The 18,160-nt window shown below is 67.4% G+C and carries 16 protein-coding genes and 1 riboswitch; of the genes, 14 read left to right on the top strand and 2 right to left on the bottom strand.

Annotated elements, in window-relative coordinates; translation table 11 throughout:
* The first annotated feature begins 69 nt into the window (after positions 1–69).
* The 7 genes from O1Q03_RS11460 (at position 70) to O1Q03_RS11430 (ending at position 9,368) form a co-directional block, all read left to right on the top strand.
* Complete coding sequence (locus tag O1Q03_RS11460; RefSeq protein ID WP_269503503.1) at positions 70–1,746, top strand: methyl-accepting chemotaxis protein; 1,677 nt, start codon at positions 70–72, stop codon at positions 1,744–1,746.
* Positions 1,743–2,255: a chemotaxis protein CheW gene (locus O1Q03_RS11455; RefSeq protein ID WP_269503502.1), complete on the top strand. Its 513-nt coding sequence runs from the start codon at positions 1,743–1,745 to the stop codon at positions 2,253–2,255. Before O1Q03_RS11460 ends, O1Q03_RS11455 begins: the two co-directional genes overlap by 4 nt.
* Positions 2,252–3,751, top strand: coding sequence for a CheR family methyltransferase (locus O1Q03_RS11450; protein ID WP_269503501.1), 1,500 nt, complete (start codon positions 2,252–2,254; stop codon positions 3,749–3,751). The genes O1Q03_RS11455 and O1Q03_RS11450 overlap by 4 nt, the downstream gene beginning before the upstream one ends.
* Positions 3,752–3,803: 52 nt before the next feature.
* A complete protein-coding gene (locus O1Q03_RS11445; RefSeq protein WP_269503683.1) occupies positions 3,804–4,535 on the top strand; it encodes a chemotaxis protein CheW in 732 nt (243 codons plus the stop codon).
* Positions 4,532–6,823 (top strand): hybrid sensor histidine kinase/response regulator, encoded by a 2,292-nt coding sequence (locus O1Q03_RS11440; RefSeq protein WP_269503500.1) that lies wholly within the window; start codon positions 4,532–4,534, stop codon positions 6,821–6,823. Before O1Q03_RS11445 ends, O1Q03_RS11440 begins: the two co-directional genes overlap by 4 nt.
* Complete coding sequence (locus O1Q03_RS11435; protein WP_269503499.1) at positions 6,820–7,839, top strand: chemotaxis response regulator protein-glutamate methylesterase; 1,020 nt, start codon at positions 6,820–6,822, stop codon at positions 7,837–7,839. Before O1Q03_RS11440 ends, O1Q03_RS11435 begins: the two co-directional genes overlap by 4 nt.
* A 102-nt stretch (positions 7,840–7,941) precedes the next feature.
* Positions 7,942–8,047, top strand: a riboswitch (Fluoride riboswitch).
* A gap of 79 nt (positions 8,048–8,126) precedes the next feature.
* Positions 8,127–9,368 (top strand): voltage-gated chloride channel family protein, encoded by a 1,242-nt coding sequence (locus O1Q03_RS11430; protein WP_269503498.1) that lies wholly within the window; start codon positions 8,127–8,129, stop codon positions 9,366–9,368.
* Between the two features lie 105 nt (positions 9,369–9,473).
* Here O1Q03_RS11430 and O1Q03_RS11425 read toward each other — a convergent pair whose 3' ends face one another.
* On the bottom strand, positions 9,474–10,187 hold the full coding sequence (locus tag O1Q03_RS11425; protein ID WP_269503497.1) for a riboflavin synthase subunit alpha: 714 nt from the start codon (positions 10,185–10,187) through the stop codon (positions 9,474–9,476).
* A 392-nt stretch (positions 10,188–10,579) separates the two neighbouring features.
* Positions 10,580–11,287 carry a GntR family transcriptional regulator gene (locus O1Q03_RS11420; RefSeq protein ID WP_269503496.1) on the bottom strand — a complete coding sequence of 236 codons (708 nt, stop codon included), beginning with the start codon at positions 11,285–11,287 and terminating at the stop codon, positions 10,580–10,582.
* Positions 11,288–11,566: 279 nt separating this feature from the next.
* Here O1Q03_RS11420 and O1Q03_RS11415 point away from each other — a divergent pair, with 279 nt between their 5' ends.
* The 7 genes from O1Q03_RS11415 (at position 11,567) to O1Q03_RS11385 (ending at position 18,095) form a co-directional block, all read left to right on the top strand.
* Positions 11,567–13,063, top strand: coding sequence for a class I adenylate-forming enzyme family protein (locus tag O1Q03_RS11415; protein ID WP_269503681.1), 1,497 nt, complete (start codon positions 11,567–11,569; stop codon positions 13,061–13,063).
* Positions 13,063–13,821 (top strand): citryl-CoA lyase, encoded by a 759-nt coding sequence (locus O1Q03_RS11410; RefSeq protein ID WP_269503495.1) that lies wholly within the window; start codon positions 13,063–13,065, stop codon positions 13,819–13,821. Before O1Q03_RS11415 ends, O1Q03_RS11410 begins: the two co-directional genes overlap by 1 nt.
* 64 nt (positions 13,822–13,885) lie before the next feature.
* Positions 13,886–14,845, top strand: coding sequence for a VOC family protein (locus tag O1Q03_RS11405; RefSeq protein ID WP_269503494.1), 960 nt, complete (start codon positions 13,886–13,888; stop codon positions 14,843–14,845).
* A gap of 62 nt (positions 14,846–14,907) precedes the next feature.
* Complete coding sequence (locus tag O1Q03_RS11400) at positions 14,908–15,543, top strand: alpha/beta hydrolase (protein WP_269503493.1); 636 nt, start codon at positions 14,908–14,910, stop codon at positions 15,541–15,543.
* A gap of 47 nt (positions 15,544–15,590) precedes the next feature.
* A complete protein-coding gene (locus O1Q03_RS11395; protein ID WP_269503492.1) occupies positions 15,591–16,649 on the top strand; it encodes a maleylacetate reductase in 1,059 nt (352 codons plus the stop codon).
* A 38-nt stretch (positions 16,650–16,687) separates the two neighbouring features.
* Positions 16,688–17,398, top strand: a complete 711-nt coding sequence (locus tag O1Q03_RS11390; RefSeq protein WP_269503491.1) for an NIPSNAP family protein — start codon at positions 16,688–16,690, stop codon at positions 17,396–17,398.
* A gap of 247 nt (positions 17,399–17,645) precedes the next feature.
* A complete protein-coding gene (locus O1Q03_RS11385; protein WP_269503490.1) occupies positions 17,646–18,095 on the top strand; it encodes a nuclear transport factor 2 family protein in 450 nt (149 codons plus the stop codon).
* Positions 18,096–18,160 lie beyond the last annotated feature (65 nt).

Below are 18,160 nucleotides of genomic sequence, written 5' to 3'. Positions count from 1 at the left end.
GGCGCGCCGTTCGGCGCGCAGGCGGGCGCGAATTTTTTCAACGCTGATTTTAGAAAGCCCATAACGAACATGGCCACCGTGACGCCCCGCGCGACCAATGAAAGCCTGCACCCGACGATCGGCGCTGCCCGGCTGACGCTCGGCAACCGTATCCTGCTCAGTTTCGGCGTGCTGTTCGTGCTGATGCTGGTGACCGCCGGCGTGTCCTACGAGCGTCTGCGCGCGATCAACAGCGAAGCCGTCAGCATCGAACGCGATTCGCTGCCCGGCGTCTATCTCGCGGCGTCGCTGCGCGGCGCGGTCAACGAATCGTTCACGATGCTGCAGCAGGCTACCTTCGTCGAAAGCGATCCCGAAGCCGTGCAGCGCGATCTCGCGAAGATCGGCGATGCGGTGAAGGACGTCGAGTCGCTGTCGATCGGTTACGAGAACACCACGTTCCGCGACGACGACCGCCAGCGCTTCGCGACGTTCCGCGCGTCGTTCGATCGCTATCTGCCGCTGTTGAACGATGCCGTGCAAAAGCATCGCGTGTCGCACGAAGAGGCCGTCGCCGCGTACGCGAAGGCGCAACTCGCGTGGACCGAGGTCGTGCGCAACGCGAACACGCTCGTGCAGGAAAACCGCAAGTTCGCCGACAACTCCGCCAAGGTGATCCGCCAGTCCGTGCAGGACACCGAGATCGTCCTCGCGGCCGCGCTCGGCATCGTGCTGCTGTCCGCGCTCGGGCTCGGCTACGCGCTCTTTCGCGCGGTGACCGTGCCGATGGCGCGGCTCGTCGAAGTGCACGACGTGATGCGCACCGGCAACCTGACGCACCGCCTGGATCTGCGCCGCGCCGACGAATTCGGCACGCTCGAGACGGGCTTCAACCGGATGGCCGACGAGCTGACCGAACTGGTCTCCCGCGCGCAGCAGTCGTCGCTGCAGGTCACGACGTCGGTGGCCGAAATCGCGGCGACGTCGCGCGAGCAGCAGGCGACCGCGAATGAAACCGCGGCGACGACCACCGAGATCGGTGCGACCTCGCGCGAGATCTTCGCGACGTCGCGCGACTTGCTGCGCACGATGAACGAGGTGGCCGGTGTGGCCGAGCAGTCGGCGACGCTCGCGGGCGTGAGCCAGAGCGGGCTCACGCGGATGGGCGAGACGATGCGCAGCGTGATGGACGCGGCCGGCTCGGTGAACGCGAAGCTCGCGATCCTCAACGAGAAGGCGCTGAACATCAACCAGGTCGTCGCGACCATCACCAAGGTGGCCGACCAGACCAACCTGCTGTCGCTGAACGCTGCGATCGAGGCCGAGAAGGCCGGCGAGTACGGCCGCGGCTTCGCGGTCGTCGCGACCGAGATCCGCCGCCTGGCGGACCAGACGGCGGTGGCGACCTACGACATCGAGCAGACGGTGAAGGAGATCCAGTCGGCCGTGTCGGCGGGCGTGATGGGGATGGACAAGTTCTCCGAGGAAGTGCGCCGCGGGATGCTCGACGTGCAGCAGGTGGGCGGCCAGCTGTCGCAGATCATCGCCGAGGTGCAGACGCTCGCGCCGCGCTTCCAGATGGTCAACGAAGGGATGCAGACGCAGGCGAACGGCGCCGAGCAGATCACGCAGGCGCTGTCGCAACTGTCGGAAGCCGCGCAGCAGACGGCCGAATCGCTGCGCCAGTCGTCGCAGGCGATCGACGACCTGACGCTCGTCGCGAACCAGTTGCGCACCAGCGTGTCGCGCTTCAAGGTCGACGCGTGACGCGCGCCGATCCGCACGGCGGCGTGCACGCGCTGTTCCTGATGTTCGAGCTCGACGGCGAGCGCTACGCGCTGGACGCGGCCGACATCGACGAGGTGCTGCCGCTCGCGGCCACCAAGGCCGTGCCGGGCGCGCCAGAATGGATCGCCGGGCTGCTGATGCGCAACGGCCAGCCGGTGCCCGTGATCGACGTGCCGATGCTGGCGCTCGGGCGGCGCGCGCATGCGCTGCGTTCGACGCGGCTCGTGATGGTTCGCTATCGCAGCGGCCCGGCCGCGCGCGCGCGCGTGATCGGCCTGATCCTCGAGCGTGCGACGCAGACCTTGCGGATCGATCGCACGACGTTCCAGGCGAGCGGCGTCGCGAGCGCGCGCACGCGCTGGCTCGGGCGCGTCGCGAACACGCCCGACGGCATCATCCAGCAGGTGTCGGTGGCCGACCTGATCGACGACGTCGCACGCCTGTATCTGTTCGAAGGCCAGCCGGGCCATGAAGGGGAGTCCGCATGAGAGCGTCCGATTCGCGATTTCGCGCATGGCTGTTGCGCGAGACCGGCATCGACCCCGATTCGCTCGGCAACGATTTCCTGATCCGCGCGCTGACCGAGCGCGTGCATGCGCTGCAGGGCGACAGCGAGCGGCTGCCGTCGACGCCGCGGCCGCCCGTGACCGCGGACGCGCTCGACGCGTACTGGCAGCAGCTCAACGCGTCGGCCGACGAGCGGCGCGCGCTGATCGAACTGTTCGTCGTGCCGGAGACGTGGTTCTTCCGCGACCGCGAGGCATTCGCGACCCTCGCGCGGCTCGCCGCCGAACGGGTTGCCGCGACGCCCGGGCGCGTGATCCGCGTGCTGAGCGCGCCGTGCTCGAGCGGCGAGGAGCCGTATTCGGCGGCGATGGCGTTGCTCGACGCGGGGCTCGATCCGGCCAGCTTCACGATCGACGCGATCGACCTGAGTGCCCGCGCGATCGAACAGGCGCGGCTCGGCTGCTACGGACGCAACGCGTTTCGCGGCACGGCGACCGAGTTTCGCGCCCGGCACTTCACGCAGGCCGCGGACGGCTGGCTGCTGGACGCGCGCGTGCGCGCGTGCGTGCAGTTTCGCCAGGCCAACCTGGTCGAACCGGGCACCGATACGGGCGTCCGCTACGATTTCGTGTTCTGCCGCAACGTGTTGATCTATTTCGGTCGCGACGTGCAGGATCGCGTGATCGCTTCGCTCGAAAGCTGCCTCGCCGACGACGGAACCTTGTTCGTCGGTCCGGCGGAGACGGGTGTCGCGATGCGGCACGGGATGCGCTCGGCGCGCGTGCCGCTCGCGTTCGCGTTTCATCCGGCGCGCGGCGCTGCGGCCGCGGACGGCTACGCGGCCCGGCATGCGGCGCCGATGCCCGCGGTTGCGCCATACCGGCGCGCGGAGCGCTTCACGGTGGCGCCGGCAGCCGCCAAGCGTCCGACGCTGGCCGCCGTGCCGCCGACGTGGATCGGTGTCGCGCAGCAACCGTTCGCGGGGCTCGCGGCGGCCGAGCGCCCGATAGCGGTCGAGCCGTGTCCCGATGTCGGGGCCGACGGGCGCGCTGAAATGCGACCGGAAATACGGGCTGAAATGCGGCAGGAAATACGGCCGGAAATACGGACCGACATGCCGACCGACATGCGCGGTGATCTGCCGGCCGCCGCCGCCGCGCCGGCTGGCGATAACGTCGTGCCGACGCTCGAGGAGGCACAGGCGCTCGCGAACGCAGGGGCGTTCGACGAGGCCGAGCGCGTGCTCGCGCAGTTTTCGGCGCGGGTGGGGCCGCACGCCGACGCGTTCTACCTGAACGGGCTGATCGCGGACGCACGCGGGCGTGCCGCGGAAGCCGGCGAGTTCTACCGGAAGGCGCTGTATCTGCGGCCCACGCACCACGAGGCGCTGACGCATCTTGCGACCTTGCTCGACGTCGGCGGCGATGGCGCCAGCGCGCAATGGCTGCTCGAGCGTGCGCGGCGCTCGGCCGGATAAGCGCATATGAAAATACGGGTTTGGAGCCGAGATCGGGATGACCGAGGAAAGAATGAACCGCGACGCCGTTGTCACTGACGACACGACGATCGGCATCGACGACTGCTGGAACCGGATCGGCACGCGCGGCGACCGTTCGTGCGAGCGGCTGGCCGACTGTCTGCGCTGCCTGAACTGCCCGGTCTACGCGTATCACGCGGCGAAGCTGCTCGAGCGCCCGCTCGGCGCGGCCGAGATGGCCGACGCCACGCGCCGGATGAGCGGGTTCGACGCGACCCGCGCGCGCGGCGACGACGATACGCGCCAGGCGGCGCTGGCGTTTCGCGTCGCCGACGAATGGCTCGCGCTGCCGATCGGCGTGCTGCGCGAGATCGCCGGCACACGCCCGATCCATTCGCTGCCGCATCGTCGGCACTCGGCCGTGCGCGGCGTGGTCAACATTCGCGGCACGCTGCGCATCGCGATTTCGATCGGCGCGCTGCTCGGCCTCGATGCGGGCAACGGCGGCAAGGATCGCAAGGTTGGCAAGGACGGCAATGGCGACGCGGACGGCCGCTTCACGCGGCTGCTGGTCGCCGCGCACCACGGCGAGCCGGTGGTGTTTCCGGTCGACGAGGTCGAGGGCGTGCTGCACTTCGGCGCATCCGAATGGGTGCCCGTGCCGGCGACGGTCGGCCGCGCGAGCGCCGGCCTGTCGCGCGGCGTGCTGTCGTGGCGCGGCAAGTCGGTGGGGCTGCTCGACGACGATCGTCTGTTCGACGCCGTGACCCGGAGCATGCGATGAGCGGCGATGACGATCTGAGCCACCTGTCGCTGCTCGAGCTGTATCGCGAGGAGACGCGCACGCAGACCCAGGCGCTGTCCGAGCGCCTGCTCGCGCTCGAATCGGGCGAGCCCGATTCCGTCGCGCTCGAAGCCTGCATGCGCGCCGCGCATTCGCTGAAGGGGGCCGCGCGCATCGTCGGCGTGCCGCTCGGCATCGACATCGCGGGGCGGATGGAGGAATGCTTCGTCGCCGCGCAAGCCGGCACCATCACGCTGACGGCCGCGCACGTCGACGTGCTGCTCGCGGGCGTCGACCTGCTGGTGCGTGTCGCCGATCCGCATGCGCAGCCCGTGTCGTCGTCCGACATCGATGCATTCGCGGCAGCGCTCACGGGCGCGGACGGCGCGCGAGCGACGCCGCCGCCGGCACCGCCGTCCGTCGTACCGCTTCGCGAGCACGATGGCGCCGCGAACGAGCCGGTGGGCGCGGGGGCCGAGGTGCCGCCGCTCGCCGTATCGGCGGCCGTGCCGGATTCGGTCCAGGCCAGCCGGGCGGCCGGCGCGGGCGCGATGCGCCGCGTGCGTGCCGATACGCTGAACCGGCTGTTGAGCCTGTCCGGCGAATCGCTCGTCGAGTCGCGCTGGCTCAAGCCGTTCGCCGAATCGATGCTGCGCGTGAAGCGCGCGCAGCGCGACGCGGCCCGTTCGCTCGATCTGGTGTACGAACAGTTTGCCGACGAGCTCGGCGCGGGCGTGCTCGCGTCGGTGAACGAAGTGCGGCACATGCTGAACGACCTGCAGCGTTCGTTGGCCGAGCGGATGGATGAATTCGACCGCTTCGAGCGCCGCAGCACGCACATCGCCGAGCAGCTCTACGACGAGGCGCTGCAGTGCCGGATGCGGCCGTTCGGCGACGCGACGCGCGCGTATCCGCGCATCGTCCGCGATCTCGCGCGCTCGCTGGGCAAGCAGGTGCGCTTCTCGATCGTCGGCGAAGGCACGCAGGTCGACCGCGACATTCTCGACCTGCTCGACGCGCCGCTCGGCCACCTGCTGCGCAACGCGCTCGATCATGGCGTTGAGTCGCCCGACGCGCGGCGCGCGCGCGGCAAGCCCGCCGAAGCGAGCGTGACGCTCGAGGCGCGCCACAGCGCCGGCTCGCTGCTCGTCAGCGTGATCGACGACGGCCCGGGCGTCGACATGGACGCGCTGCGCGCGGCCGTCGTCCGCCAACGGCTGACCGACGACGAGACGGCCGCGCGATTGTCCGATCCCGAACTGCTCGAATTCCTGCTGCTGCCGGGCTTCTCGATGCGCGACGCGGTGACCGACGTGTCCGGGCGCGGGGTCGGCCTCGACGCGGTGCACGAGATGGTGCGCGGCGTGCGCGGCGCGGTGCGCATCTTCAACGAGCCCGGTGCGGGCATGCGCTTCGTGCTGCAGCTGCCGCTCACGCTGTCGGTGATCCGCAGCCTGCTGGTCGAGGTCGGCGGCGAGCCGTATGCGTTTCCGCTCGCCCACGTGCGGCGCACGCTCGAACTCGCGCACGAAGACATCGACGTGCTCGAAGGCCAGCCGCATTTTCCGTTCGACGGCCGGCGCGCGGGGCTCGTTTCCGCGCATCAGCTGCTCGATGCGGGCGAACCCGACGTCACGCGGTCCAGCACGGCGGTGGTGGTGGTCGGCGGCGAGCCCGAGCTGTACGGCATCGCGGTCGACCGCTTTCTCGGCGAGCGGATGCTCGTCGTGCAGCCGCTCGACAGCCGCCTGCACAAGATCCAGAACATCGCGGCCGGCGCGCTGCTCGAGAACGGCGACCCGGTGCTGATCGTCGATGTCGAGGACCTGATCCGCTCGGTCGACAAGCTCGTGCGCGGCGGGCAGCTCGCGAAGCTCACGCGCGATCCGCAGCTCGCGCTGGCCGACCGGCGCCGCCGCGTGCTCGTCGTCGACGATTCGCTGACCGTGCGCGAGCTCGAACGCAAGCTGCTCGAGAAGCGCGGCTACGACGTGACCGTCGCGGTCGACGGGATGGACGGCTGGAACGCCGTGCGCAGCGACGCGTTCGACCTGGTCGTGACCGACGTCGACATGCCGCGCATGGACGGCATCGAGCTCGTCACGCTGATCAAGGGCGATCCGATGCTCACGCGCGTGCCGGTGATGATCGTGTCGTACAAGGATCGCGACGAGGATCGCCGGCGCGGGCTCGACGCCGGCGCCGACTACTACCTCGCGAAGAGCAGTTTCCACGACGAGGCGCTGCTCGATGCGGTGCACGACCTGATCGGGGATGCGCGCGGATGAACATCGGCATCGTCAACGATCTGCCGCTGGCCGTCGAGGCGCTGCGCCGCGTGATCGCGCTGCGCACCGATCATCGGGTGCTGTGGGTCGCGACCGATGGCGACGAGGCCGTGGATTTCTGCGTCGCGCATCCGCCCGATCTCGTGCTGATGGACCTCGTGATGCCGAGGCTCGACGGCGTGGCCGCGACGCGGCAGATCATGGCGCGCGCGCCGTGCGCGATCCTGATCGTGACCGCGAGCGTCAGTGCGAACACGTCGTCGGTGTACGAGGCGATGGGCGCCGGTGCGCTCGATGCGGTCGACACGCCGACGCTCGCGCTCGGCCTGCCGTCTGATGGGGCGCGGCAGCCGCTGCTCGCGAAGATCGACCAGATCGGCCGGCTGCTCGAAAACCGCACCGCCACAGTCGTGCCGCCCGCGCCGGCACGCGCGCGCGGCCAGCCGACGCTCGTCGCGATCGGCGCGTCGGCGGGTGGCCCGACCGCGCTCACCGCGCTGCTGCGCGCACTGCCGGCCGATTTTCCGGCCGCGCTCGTGATCGTGCAGCACGTCGACCAGGCGTTCGCGGTCGGCATGGCTCAGTGGCTCGACGGCAATACGCGGCTGCCCGTGCGTATCGCGCGGCAGGGCAGCGTGCCGCAGCCGGGCGAGGTGCTGCTCGCGGCGACCAACGATCACCTGTGCCTGTCGCCGCGCGGCGTGCTCAGCTATACGCGGCATCCGGCCGAGACGCCGTACCGGCCGTCGATCGACGTGTTCTTCAATAGCGTGGCCGATGGCTGGCAGGGCGATGCGCTCGGCGTGCTGCTGACGGGAATGGGGCGCGACGGCGCGCTCGGGCTGAAGGCGATGCGCGCGAAGGGCTGCTACACGATCGCGCAGGACGAGGCGACGAGCGCCGTGTACGGGATGCCGAAGGCGGCCGCGGCCATCGGCGCGGCATCGGCGATCCTGCCGCTCGAGCGGATCGCGCCGCAGCTGATCTCGCGCGTGGCGCGCATGCCGCGCGACTGACGGCGCGACTGACGGCGCGCTGGGGCCGCGCGCGCGACCCGGGCAGCCCGCGCGCCCTGACCGGAGCCGCATTGCGCGCCGTGTCGCGCGTCGCGTACAATTGCCGCCAGCGGAGATGGCATGCCTCCCTGCGGTCGATCCCGGCGCGTTGCGCGCACGGTTCGGCCCTCAACCGCCGGTCTGCCCGGCTGATGATGCCTGCGTGTTCCTGGGTCGTCAGGAGGTCGCAGGCCGTCCACGCGGTGTTCTGCCGCCCAGGGTTCGATGTTCCGTCGAATCTGGAAATCATGTTTTTTTCGACTTCTGCCGATTTTTTCGCGACCGTCCGCTACGTGTGCCGCTGGCTCGCGCTTTCGGCCCTGCTCGGCGCATTGGCCGGCTCGGCTTCCGCGGTGTTCCTGATCGCGCTCGACTGGGCCACCGGCACGCGCGTCGCGCATCCGTGGCTGTTGTGGGGGCTCCCGGCCGCCGGCTTCGCGACGGGCTGGATCTATCACCGGTTCGGCCAGTCGGTCGCGCGCGGCAACAACCTGTTGATCGACGAGATCCACGACCCGAAGGCGCTCGTGCCGAAACGGATGGCGCCGCTCGTGCTCGTCGCGACCGTCGTCACGCACCTGTTCGGCGGGTCGGCCGGCCGCGAGGGCACGGCCGTGCAGATGGGCGGCGCGCTCGCCGATCGCGTCACGCACGTGTTCCGTCTCGATCGCGAGCATCGGCGCGTGCTGCTGATGGGCGGTATCGCGGCCGGGTTCTCGTCGGTGTTCGGCACGCCGCTCGCCGGTGCCGTGTTCGGGCTCGAGGTGCTCGCGATCGGGCGCTTGCGGTACGACGCGCTGTTGACCTGCGTGGCATCGGCGATCGTCGCGGACGTCGTGTGCCGCGCGTGGGGCGTGCATCACACCGTGTATGCGATTCCGTTCGTGCCGGCCGTGTCGGCGGCGGGGCTTGCCGCGACGGTGGTCGCGGGTGTCGCGTTCGGTGTCGTCGGTCGGCTGTTCGCGTATGCGACGCACGGGCTGACGGCATGGTTTCGGCGGATCGTGCGCTACGCGCCGCTGCAGCCGGTGCTCGGCGGCCTGCTCGTCGCCGTGGCCGCGACCGTGCTGAACGTGCCGCAGTATCTCGGCCTCGGGATTCCGACGATCGAGGCCGCGTTTCACGGGCCGCTGCCGGCTTACGATTTCGCGGGCAAGTTCGCGTTTACCGTCGTCACGCTGGCGTCGGGATTCAAGGGCGGTGAGGTGACGCCGCTGTTCTACATCGGCGCGACGCTCGGCAACGCGCTCGGACCGGTGCTCGCGCTGCCCGTGCCGGTGCTCGCGGGGCTCGGCTTCGTCGCGGTGTTCGCGGGCGCGGCCAACACGCCGATCGCATCGACGATCATGGCGATCGAACTGTTCGGCGCGGATATCGGCGTGTATGCGATCGTTGCTTGCGTGGTCGCGTATCTGTTCTCCGGGCACGCGGGGATCTATCGGTCGCAGCGGGTGGCGGTGGGGAAGGGCGCGCAGGCGGAGGCGGAGTGAAGCCGGCATGAAGCCGGCGGGTGTGGCGGTGGGCGACGCGGACGACCGGATCGGGTCCACGGCAGCCTGAACCGGTGATCCCGTGGATCACCGGGAACGCGGGCGTTACGCCTTCGGTAGCTTCGCGACGTTGCGCGCGAGCAGTTCCTCGATGTCGATGCCCTTTTCCGCGAGCAACGTCGTGACGACGCCGGTCAGTTCGCCGAGCGTTTCCTTGACCGACTCGCGGATCGTATCGACGACGACCTGCGTGCTGCGCTCGATCTCGATGTTGACCTTGTCGTTGACGCCCTTCGCATCGAAGGTGGTGGCGCGGCGCGTTTCGGGAATCAGCCAGACCTCGAACCAGCCTTCGTCGCGGTTGACGTCCGCCACGGTGAGGCTGCAGCCGTTGATCGCGATATAGCCCTTTGCGAACACATAGCGCTTGAAATCGGCCGGCACGGCGATCCGGATCATCCGGTTGTGCTCGGACGACGCGATGTTCGCGATGGTCCCCATGAAGTCGACGTGGCCGGACAGCGGATGCCCGCCGATTTCCGCGCCGTCCTTGGCGGCCCGCTCGACGTTGACGCGCGCGCCGGTCGTGAGGCCGGCGAGCGTGGTGATGCGCAGGCTCGGCAGCATCACGTCGAAGTCGATCAGGGCCGGAGAATGGATCGTCGTCACGGTCAGACAGACGCCGTCGACGGACACGCTCGCGCCGATCTCGATGTCGGTGGTGAAGCCCTCGGGGAATGCGATGCTGAACGTGCGCAGCTCGCCGTGATCCTTGATGGCCTCGATGACGCCAATACCCTGAACAATGCCTGTAAACATGATCTGCCTTTCGTCGCGAATTTCTTGGCCGGTATGATAAGTGATCCGGGGAGATGGCGCCGGGACTGGATACACCGGGCCTGTTGGGTCGCATGCATCGTCGACGATCGGGCGGATCGACTGCGTACCTTGCGCTCACCGCGAGGCCGCCGTCGAGCGCGATGCGTGCCCCGTCGATATTGCGCGCATGATCGTAGGAAAGATCATCGAGAGGGCCATGTCGCGCGAACGAGCCGGAACGCGGCAAGCGGCATCGCGCGGCAGCCGGCGAATTTCAACGCTACGTCAAGCGAGTCGCTGCAAGCGCGGCAGACACGATGGTCGAACGGAGCATTTTTGTCGAACGCACGCGACGCATTCGTTCGACGCAGCACGCGGCGCGAGTTCGAATATCAGCTCGATGTATGCGTCAGCTGAAACGTCATCGAATAGCTGAAGCGGCTTGCAGGATGAATGCCCGACGTGACCTCGATCACAGTGTCTTGAGCGTAATAGGTTCTCACGATACGTAGCCCGGCCGATTGGTCCGGCACCCGCAATGCGACTGCCTGGTCGCCGACGAGCAGCAGCCCCTGGATCTGCTGTTCGACGCGCGTCGCCTTGATGCCGAACTGTTGCTCGAGCATCGTGTGTATCGGTGTATCGAGCGTTTCTCCCACGCCTTTCAGGCGACTGTAGCGCTCCGCGACATACAGGTCGACGAGCGCGATCGGCTCGGCTGCGCCCGATACATCGTGGCGAATGCCGGCGATATGCAACCACTTGGTCCCGGGTGCGCAGTGCAGGAGGCCGGATTCGGCATCGCTCGCGGGGCGGACGCTGCGCGATACGACATCGAGTCGTGTGCCTTGCGCGTAACGGGCGAGATCCGATAACGAATCCATCGACTGCACGTAGCGGGTGTGTGGATGACTCGCGATCACGCGGGTGCCGATCCCTGCCTGGCGGCTGATCAGGCCAAGTTCGCACAGCTTCAGAATGGCTTGGCGCACGGCATAGCGGCTGAGGTTCCATTGGGCGCACAGCTCGGCTTCCGTCGGCAGCATGTCTCCGACCCGGTATCGGCCGCTGCCGATGTCGTGCATCAGCGTGCGGGCCAAGTCGACATGACGGGGCTGGGGGGACTCGAGCGAGACGGTATCGGACGCTGGGACGGGGGCGTTCATTGGCGACGACGCATGATTGAGCGGCTTTCAGTATAGCGGGCGGTTGGGCCTTTGTTCGAATGTTCGTCCGGAACGTGTCGCTTCGGTTGTGTTGGGGACGCATCGCATGGCCCTCGGGTATATCCGAATGTTCGAACATTTGAACAATTAATAAAGTTCAGCCACGTACTGATGCACTCGCTTCGAGTGCGCCCCGAAACCCGGAGTCTGTCCATGTATCCAATCGACTATTTGTGGCGTGCCGTGCAGCGGCATCCCGACCGTCTCGCGGTGATCAGCCCGCAGGGCGATCTGACGTTCGCCGCGCTCGCGGACATCGTGCTCGATCGCGCCGCCGCGCTCGATCGCATCGATCCGCAGCCGCGCAGCCGTGTTTGCGTGGGCGCCGCGAATTCGGTCGACCATCTGGTGGCCATTCTCGCGATTCTCGCGGCCGGCAAGGTCTGGGTGCCGCTCAATCCGCGCAACGGCGATCCCGAGTTGCACCGCATCGTCGATTTCGTCAAACCGTCGCTGGTACTCGCCGATACGGCGATGCTGGAACGTCTCGAGCCGATCGATGCCCCATTGCAGCCGCTCGATGCGCTGGCTCGTCAGACCGGCAATCGCGACGCGCTCGCGATGGGCCCGCGCTCGCGCGCCGGCATTCCGCTGGACGACGCGCAGGCCATCAAATTTACCGGCGGGACGACGGGTTTCCCGAAAGGGGTGATCCAGCCGCTGCGCGCGTGGACCACGAGCATCGCGACGCAGATTCATGAGCTCGGGTTGCAGCCGAATGACCGTTATCTCGTCGCGGCCCCGCTCACGCACGGCACATCGACGTACATGCTGCCGATCCTCGGCTCCGGCGGTGCGCTCGTCTTTCCCGACCACGCGAAGCCGGGAGCGTTGCTCGATCACGCGAGCGCGCACGACGTGACGGTCTTCTTTGCGCCGCCCACGCTGATCCAGGCGCTCGCTGAAGAACAGCGCAGCGCGCCGCGCTCGCTCGGCGCGCTGCGCTATCTGGTCTACGGCGGCGCGCCGATGCGGCCCGAGCAGATTCGCGATGCGCAAGCCGTGTTCGGTCCGGTCGTCTGTACGTCGTTCGGGCAGACCGAAGCACCGCAAATCATCACGTTCCTGCCGCCGACCGACATGACGGGCGAGAACCTCGCGTCGGTCGGACGACCGACGCTGCTGACGCAGGTGGCGATCATCGGCAAGGACGGAGTGCCGCTGCCGCCGGGCGAGGAGGGCGAGATCGCCGTGCGTGGCGGCCTCGTCATGAGCGGATACCTGAATGCGGAAGAAGAAACGCGCAAGACCCTGATCGACGGCTGGCTGCGTACCGGCGATGCGGGCGTGTTCGACGAGCGCGGCTATCTGTTTCTGCGCGACCGCATGCGCGACGTCATCATCACCGGCGGATTCAATGTCTATCCCGGAGACGTCGAAGTGGTCCTGTCGGGGCACCCGGCCGTCGCGGACTGCTCGGTGGTCGGCGTTCCGGACGACAAATGGGGCGAAGCGGTACATGCCGCGGTGCAACTGCGCCCGGGCGCAAGCGTACACACGGACGAACTGATCGCGTTCGTCAAGCGCGAGCTCGGTTCGGTCAAGACGCCGAAGGTCGTTCATTTTTTCGATGCATTGCCGCGTAGCGCGGTCGGCAAGGTGCTCAAGCCGGCGGTTCGCGATGCGATCCTCGGAACAAGGGGGCAGTGATGGCGGGCAAGGCCGATGTGCCGGATAGCCGGCTCTGTCGCTACACCGCGGATGCGGTGTACTACGGCGACAGCAATCTCGTCGACGACCTGATCGGCAACGCCGGTTTCATCGACGTATTCATGCAGCAGACCTTCGGTATCGCGCTCGCGCAGCACCAGCGACGTGTCGTCGATGCGATTCTCGTGACGCTGATGGAGCATGGCATGACGCCCAGTGCCATCGCGACGCGGATGGTGTACTCGAGTTCGCCCGAGAATCTTCAGGCGGGCGTCGCCGCGGGCCTGCTCGCGGTGGCCAGCCGTTTCGTCGGCACGATGGAGCCGGCCGCGGAGCTGCTCGCGAGGATTGTCGCGGCCCAGGAGAACGGGCCGCGCGAGGCCGCGGACGTGGCACGTGAATACCGCGCGCGGCACGAGCCCGTTCCGGGATTTGGGCACCATCTGCACCGGCCGGACGATCCGCGTGCCATCGCATTGCTTGCGCTCGCGCGCGATGCCGGTACGTATGGCGCCCATTGCGAAGCGCTCGAGATGCTGGCTGCGGAAGTCGATGCCGCCGCCGGCAAGCACGTCACGATCAATGCGACCGGCGCGATCGCGGCACTGCTCGGCGATCTCGGCATTCCCCCGTCGTTGATGCGCGGCTTCGCCGTGCTCAGTCGCGCGGCCGGATTGATCGCGCATATCGCGGAAGAGCAGAAGCGTCCGTCGGGGCGCTTCATCTGGCAACTCGTCGACGACGCGATGACCGGTTAGTACGTCGGCCGGTTCCCGCCCGCCGCGAATTTGTATCGCATTCGATTCCATGAAGGAGACACACATGACCCAGATCAACCAGGCGATCATGCGCCACCATCACATCACGCTGTGCGTCGGTACCGCGCAACAGGACTATGACTTCCATACGAAGGTGCTGTCGCTGAAAAGCGTGAAGAAGACGCTCATCTACGACGGCATGGCGCCGTTTTACCACCTTTACTACGGTAATGATCTCGGCGAGGAAAGCACGCTGATTACCTGCTTTCCGGTCGCGCATTTCGGGCGCAAGGGGCATCGCGGCGCGGGGCAGATCGGCGGCCTGTCGCTGTCTGTTCCTGTATCGGCGATTCCGTTCTGGGAACGACGGCTTGCCGCGCACGGATTCGAGGTCCGTCGGTCGGAACGTTTCGGCGAGCAGGTCCTGTCGTTTTGCCATCCGTGCGGCATCCCGTACGAGCTGATCGGCATTGCCGACGACGCACGCAAGCCCTATTCGAACGGCGACGTGCCGGCCGAGCTGGCGATTCGCGGCCTGCATACGATCGGCGTGAACGTGCGCGACATGGAGGCTTCGCAGGAATTCATGCAGCAGGGCTGGTCGGCGCACGAGGTCGACAAGGATGGCAAGTTCGCGCGCTATGCATTCGGCGACGGCGGCTCCGGCAAGTTTGTCGATTACGCGCTCGAGCCGGACATGCGTCAGGCGAGCTGGACTTACGGCGAGGGGATCGTGCATCACTGCGCGTTTCAGGTCGCCGACCGCTCGGTACAGGATCGGGTCAAGGCCAATCTCGAAGGTCTCGGCTTTACCGATACGTCGGAGCGCAAGGACCGCGGCTACTTCGAATCGATCTACGTTCGCACGCCGAGCGGTGCGATGTTCGAGGCGACCGTTTCGAAGCCGGATGCGTTCCTGATCGACGAACCGTACGAGGAGATGGGGCAGACGGTGCAGCTTGCGCCGCAGTTCGAAAGTCAGCGCGCGGTGATCCTGGAATCGCTGGAAGCCCTCAATTATTGAAACGACAAGCAGGCCGGGCGGCGACGTGCCGCCTGCTGCGATGGTCTGGAAGCGTCGATCTCATGACGAATACACATCTCGAACAGCCGGTGACCGATTATGGCGCGCCGCTCGATCGTGCCGCTGCAACGGTGATTCTCGTGCACGGGCGTGGTCAGTCGGCGGACTGGATGCACGATCACGTCGTGCGCCGATTCGGTCGGCCGGACCTTGCGTGGCGGGCGCCCATGGCAGACGGCGCATCGTGGTACCCGGAGCGCTTTCTGGTTCCCGTCGAATTGAACGAGCCCCGTCTTTCCGACGCGCTCGCGTGTCTGGACGCGCTGTCCGAGCGGCTGCGGCTGCAGGGCGTACCGTATGCGTCGCAGGTGCTGATGGGGTTCTCGCAAGGCGCCTGCCTGTGCAGCGAGTTCGTGTGGCGCAACCGGCGGCGGTACCGTGCGTTGATGTCCTTCACTGGAGCGTTGATCGGGCCGCCGGAACTGCAGCGCGCTCCGGCGGCGCGCGATTTTTCAGGCATGCCGGCGCTGTTTTCCACCTGGGAGCGCGATCCTCATGTCCCGGTGGAATACGTCCGCCGGTCGGCGGCCCTGTTCGAAGCGGCCGGTGCCGCCGTCACACTGCACGTCGATCCGGCGACTGAGCACGGCATACGTGATGCGGAAATCGAATATGCGAGACGCACGCTCGACGCGTGATCCAGTCGCGCGCCGGATACCCCTTTGAGCAGGAATCGAATCACATCATGCAGTCGTTCAACCATGAAAGCCACGGCGGTCGGGTCGTATTCGGCAGCGGCAGCCTGGAAACCCTTCCCGCAATTCTCGACTCGCTGGGCGTCGCTCGGGCTCTGCTGATTACGACGCCCGAACAGGCGGCGTTGGGGCATCAAATCGCCCATCTGCTCGGAAAGCGCAGTGCGGGCGTGTTGGCCAAGGCGGTCATGCATGTCCCGATCGAGACGGCGCGAGAGGCTGTCCGGGTGATGCGGGCGTCCGGCGCCGATGCGTGCATCGCGGCGGGCGGCGGGTCGACGATCGGCCTCGCGAAGGCCATTGCGCTCGACGCCGATCTGCCGATCATCGCGTTGCCGACGACCTATGCCGGCTCCGAAATGACGCCGCTTTACGGGCTGACCGAAGCGGGCGTGAAGAAAACCGGCAAGGACTGGCGCGTGCTGCCGCGGTGCGTCGTGTATGACCCGCGGCTGACGCTCACGTTGCCGGTGAAGCTGAGCGTCACGAGCGGTGTGAACGCCATCGCGCACGCCGTCGAGGGGCTGTATGCGCGCGATGGCAGCCCGGTATACAGCCTGATGGCCGAAGAGGGGATACGTGCACTCGCGAGCGCGCTGCCGCGCCTGTACGTGTCGCCTTCCGACGTCGACGCGCGTGGCGACGCGCTTTACGGCGCATGGCTCTGCGGGACCGTGCTCGGCAACGTCCAAATGGGCCTTCATCACAAGATATGCCATACGCTGGGCGGCACGTTCAATCTTCCTCATGCCGACGTCCACACCGTCATCCTGCCGTATGCGCTGCGCTATAACGCGGCTCACGTTGCGCATGCGCTCGAGCGTATAGGGCGCGCGATCGGTGCGACGGACGCGGTCGCCGGGCTGCGCGGCCTGATCGACTCGCTCGGTGCGCCGCGTTCATTGCGCGAGATCGGGATGCCGCGCGACGGCCTCGACCGTGCGGCGGACCTGATTGTCGAAAGGACCTATCCGAACCCTCGCCCGATCGAGCGGCACGCGGTTCGCGCGCTGCTGGAACGCGCTTACGAAGGCGCCGATACCCTGTAACACGATAGCGGCGTCATCGCCGAGAAGTGGAGAAACCGATGCTGATCGAGCGCCGTACCTACACGCTGCAACCCGGCATGCTGAGTGATTTCTGGGACGCACAACAGTTGCGTGCCGATGGACTGAACCCGATCCTCCAGCGTTTGATCGGCGCGTTCGCGCCTGTGTCGGGCATGCCCGAGTCGGTCGTTTGTCTCTATCGTTACGACGACTTCGCGGATTGGCAAGCGCGGCTGGGCAGTCTGCCCGGCGATACGCGTCTGGCCACGTATTTCGCGCGAGTCCGGCCGATGATCCTGCGCCAGGAAAACGAGTTTCTCGTGCCGGCGGGCGTTGATCGCGCGACGCCGATGTGGGGCAACGGCAACGACTGGTTGCCGGTACACGGCGCGCCGATACCGGTGTCCGCGCCACGCGCGGTGGTCGTCGAGACGACCTTGAGCTTTCGCGCAGGCGGCGTGCCGCGGTTCTGGCAGGCTTTCGCGCAACGGGGCCTGCCCGACGACGCGTCGTTTGTCGATGGTTTGCTGGGCGCGTTCAATGTGATGGTCGGCCCGCTGAACCGCGTGCGTGTCTATACGCGCCCGCCGAGCGTCGACGCCTGGGTCGCCCGGCAGTGGGTGCAGTCCTGGCCCGGCACATGGAAGTCGCTGCTGAACGAACTTTCTCCGGTGCTGCTGGACGTCGCACATGCTTTGTTCAGGCCGTCGCCGGTGGCCGACATGTCGCCGCTGTTCAGCGAGCCATGACCGAGCGCGGCAGCGCAGTCATGCGCTCGGCCGGAAAGCCCCCGCTTTGCCTATGGTGCTGTGCCTGCCGGGGGGCAGTGCGCACGACGAACCCGTTGCCTGGATCTTTCGACGCGCAGCGGCCGCCATGAAATAAGCGCGGCGTGTTCCGGACGGAGAAATTTCAATGGGCGTTCTCCCTTTGAATTTATTAGGAATGCATATGTAGTTCGACAGGCATGAAATTTTTTGGTCAAAGGAGACGGAGATGGAGATCAAGGCGATGAACGATGAGCAACGTAAGGCGATCGCGCTCGAGTATTTCAGGCGGCTGGACCGGGGCGGCAACCTGCTGGAGCTGTTCGACGACCACGCACAAATGTATTTCCCGAAGTGGGGCGTTGCACGCGGCAAAGAGGAAATCGGTCAGTTGTTCAGCGATCTCATGACGATTCTGGCCGGTGTCTCGCACGAGACTTCCTGTCTGAACGTCATTCAACACGGAGATCTCGTGTGCGTCGAGGGGCTGTCGAGCGGCAGCCTGAAAACCGGTGCGGCCTGGCAGGCAGGCGCCACACACGCGGGGCGCTGGTGTGATGTGTTCGAGATTCGCGATTTCAGGATCCAGCGGTGTCACGTCTATCTGGATCCTGACTATGCGGGCAGCGATACGGACCGCTACCCGTGGCTCGGGACGAAACCGGTCCGCCGCTACTGAGCCGGGGGTGGCGCTAAACGGGCGCGCACCCCCCCCCCCCCGGGGCCCAACACACCCCACCAACA

Origin of the sequence: Burkholderia sp. IMCC1007, from assembly GCF_027257875.1 — a bacterium.
In the GTDB taxonomy this organism is placed as follows: Bacteria; Pseudomonadota; Gammaproteobacteria; order Burkholderiales; family Burkholderiaceae; genus Burkholderia.
The sequence above is the reverse complement of the archived record's forward strand: the minus strand, read 5'-3'. Positions and strand labels throughout refer to the sequence as shown.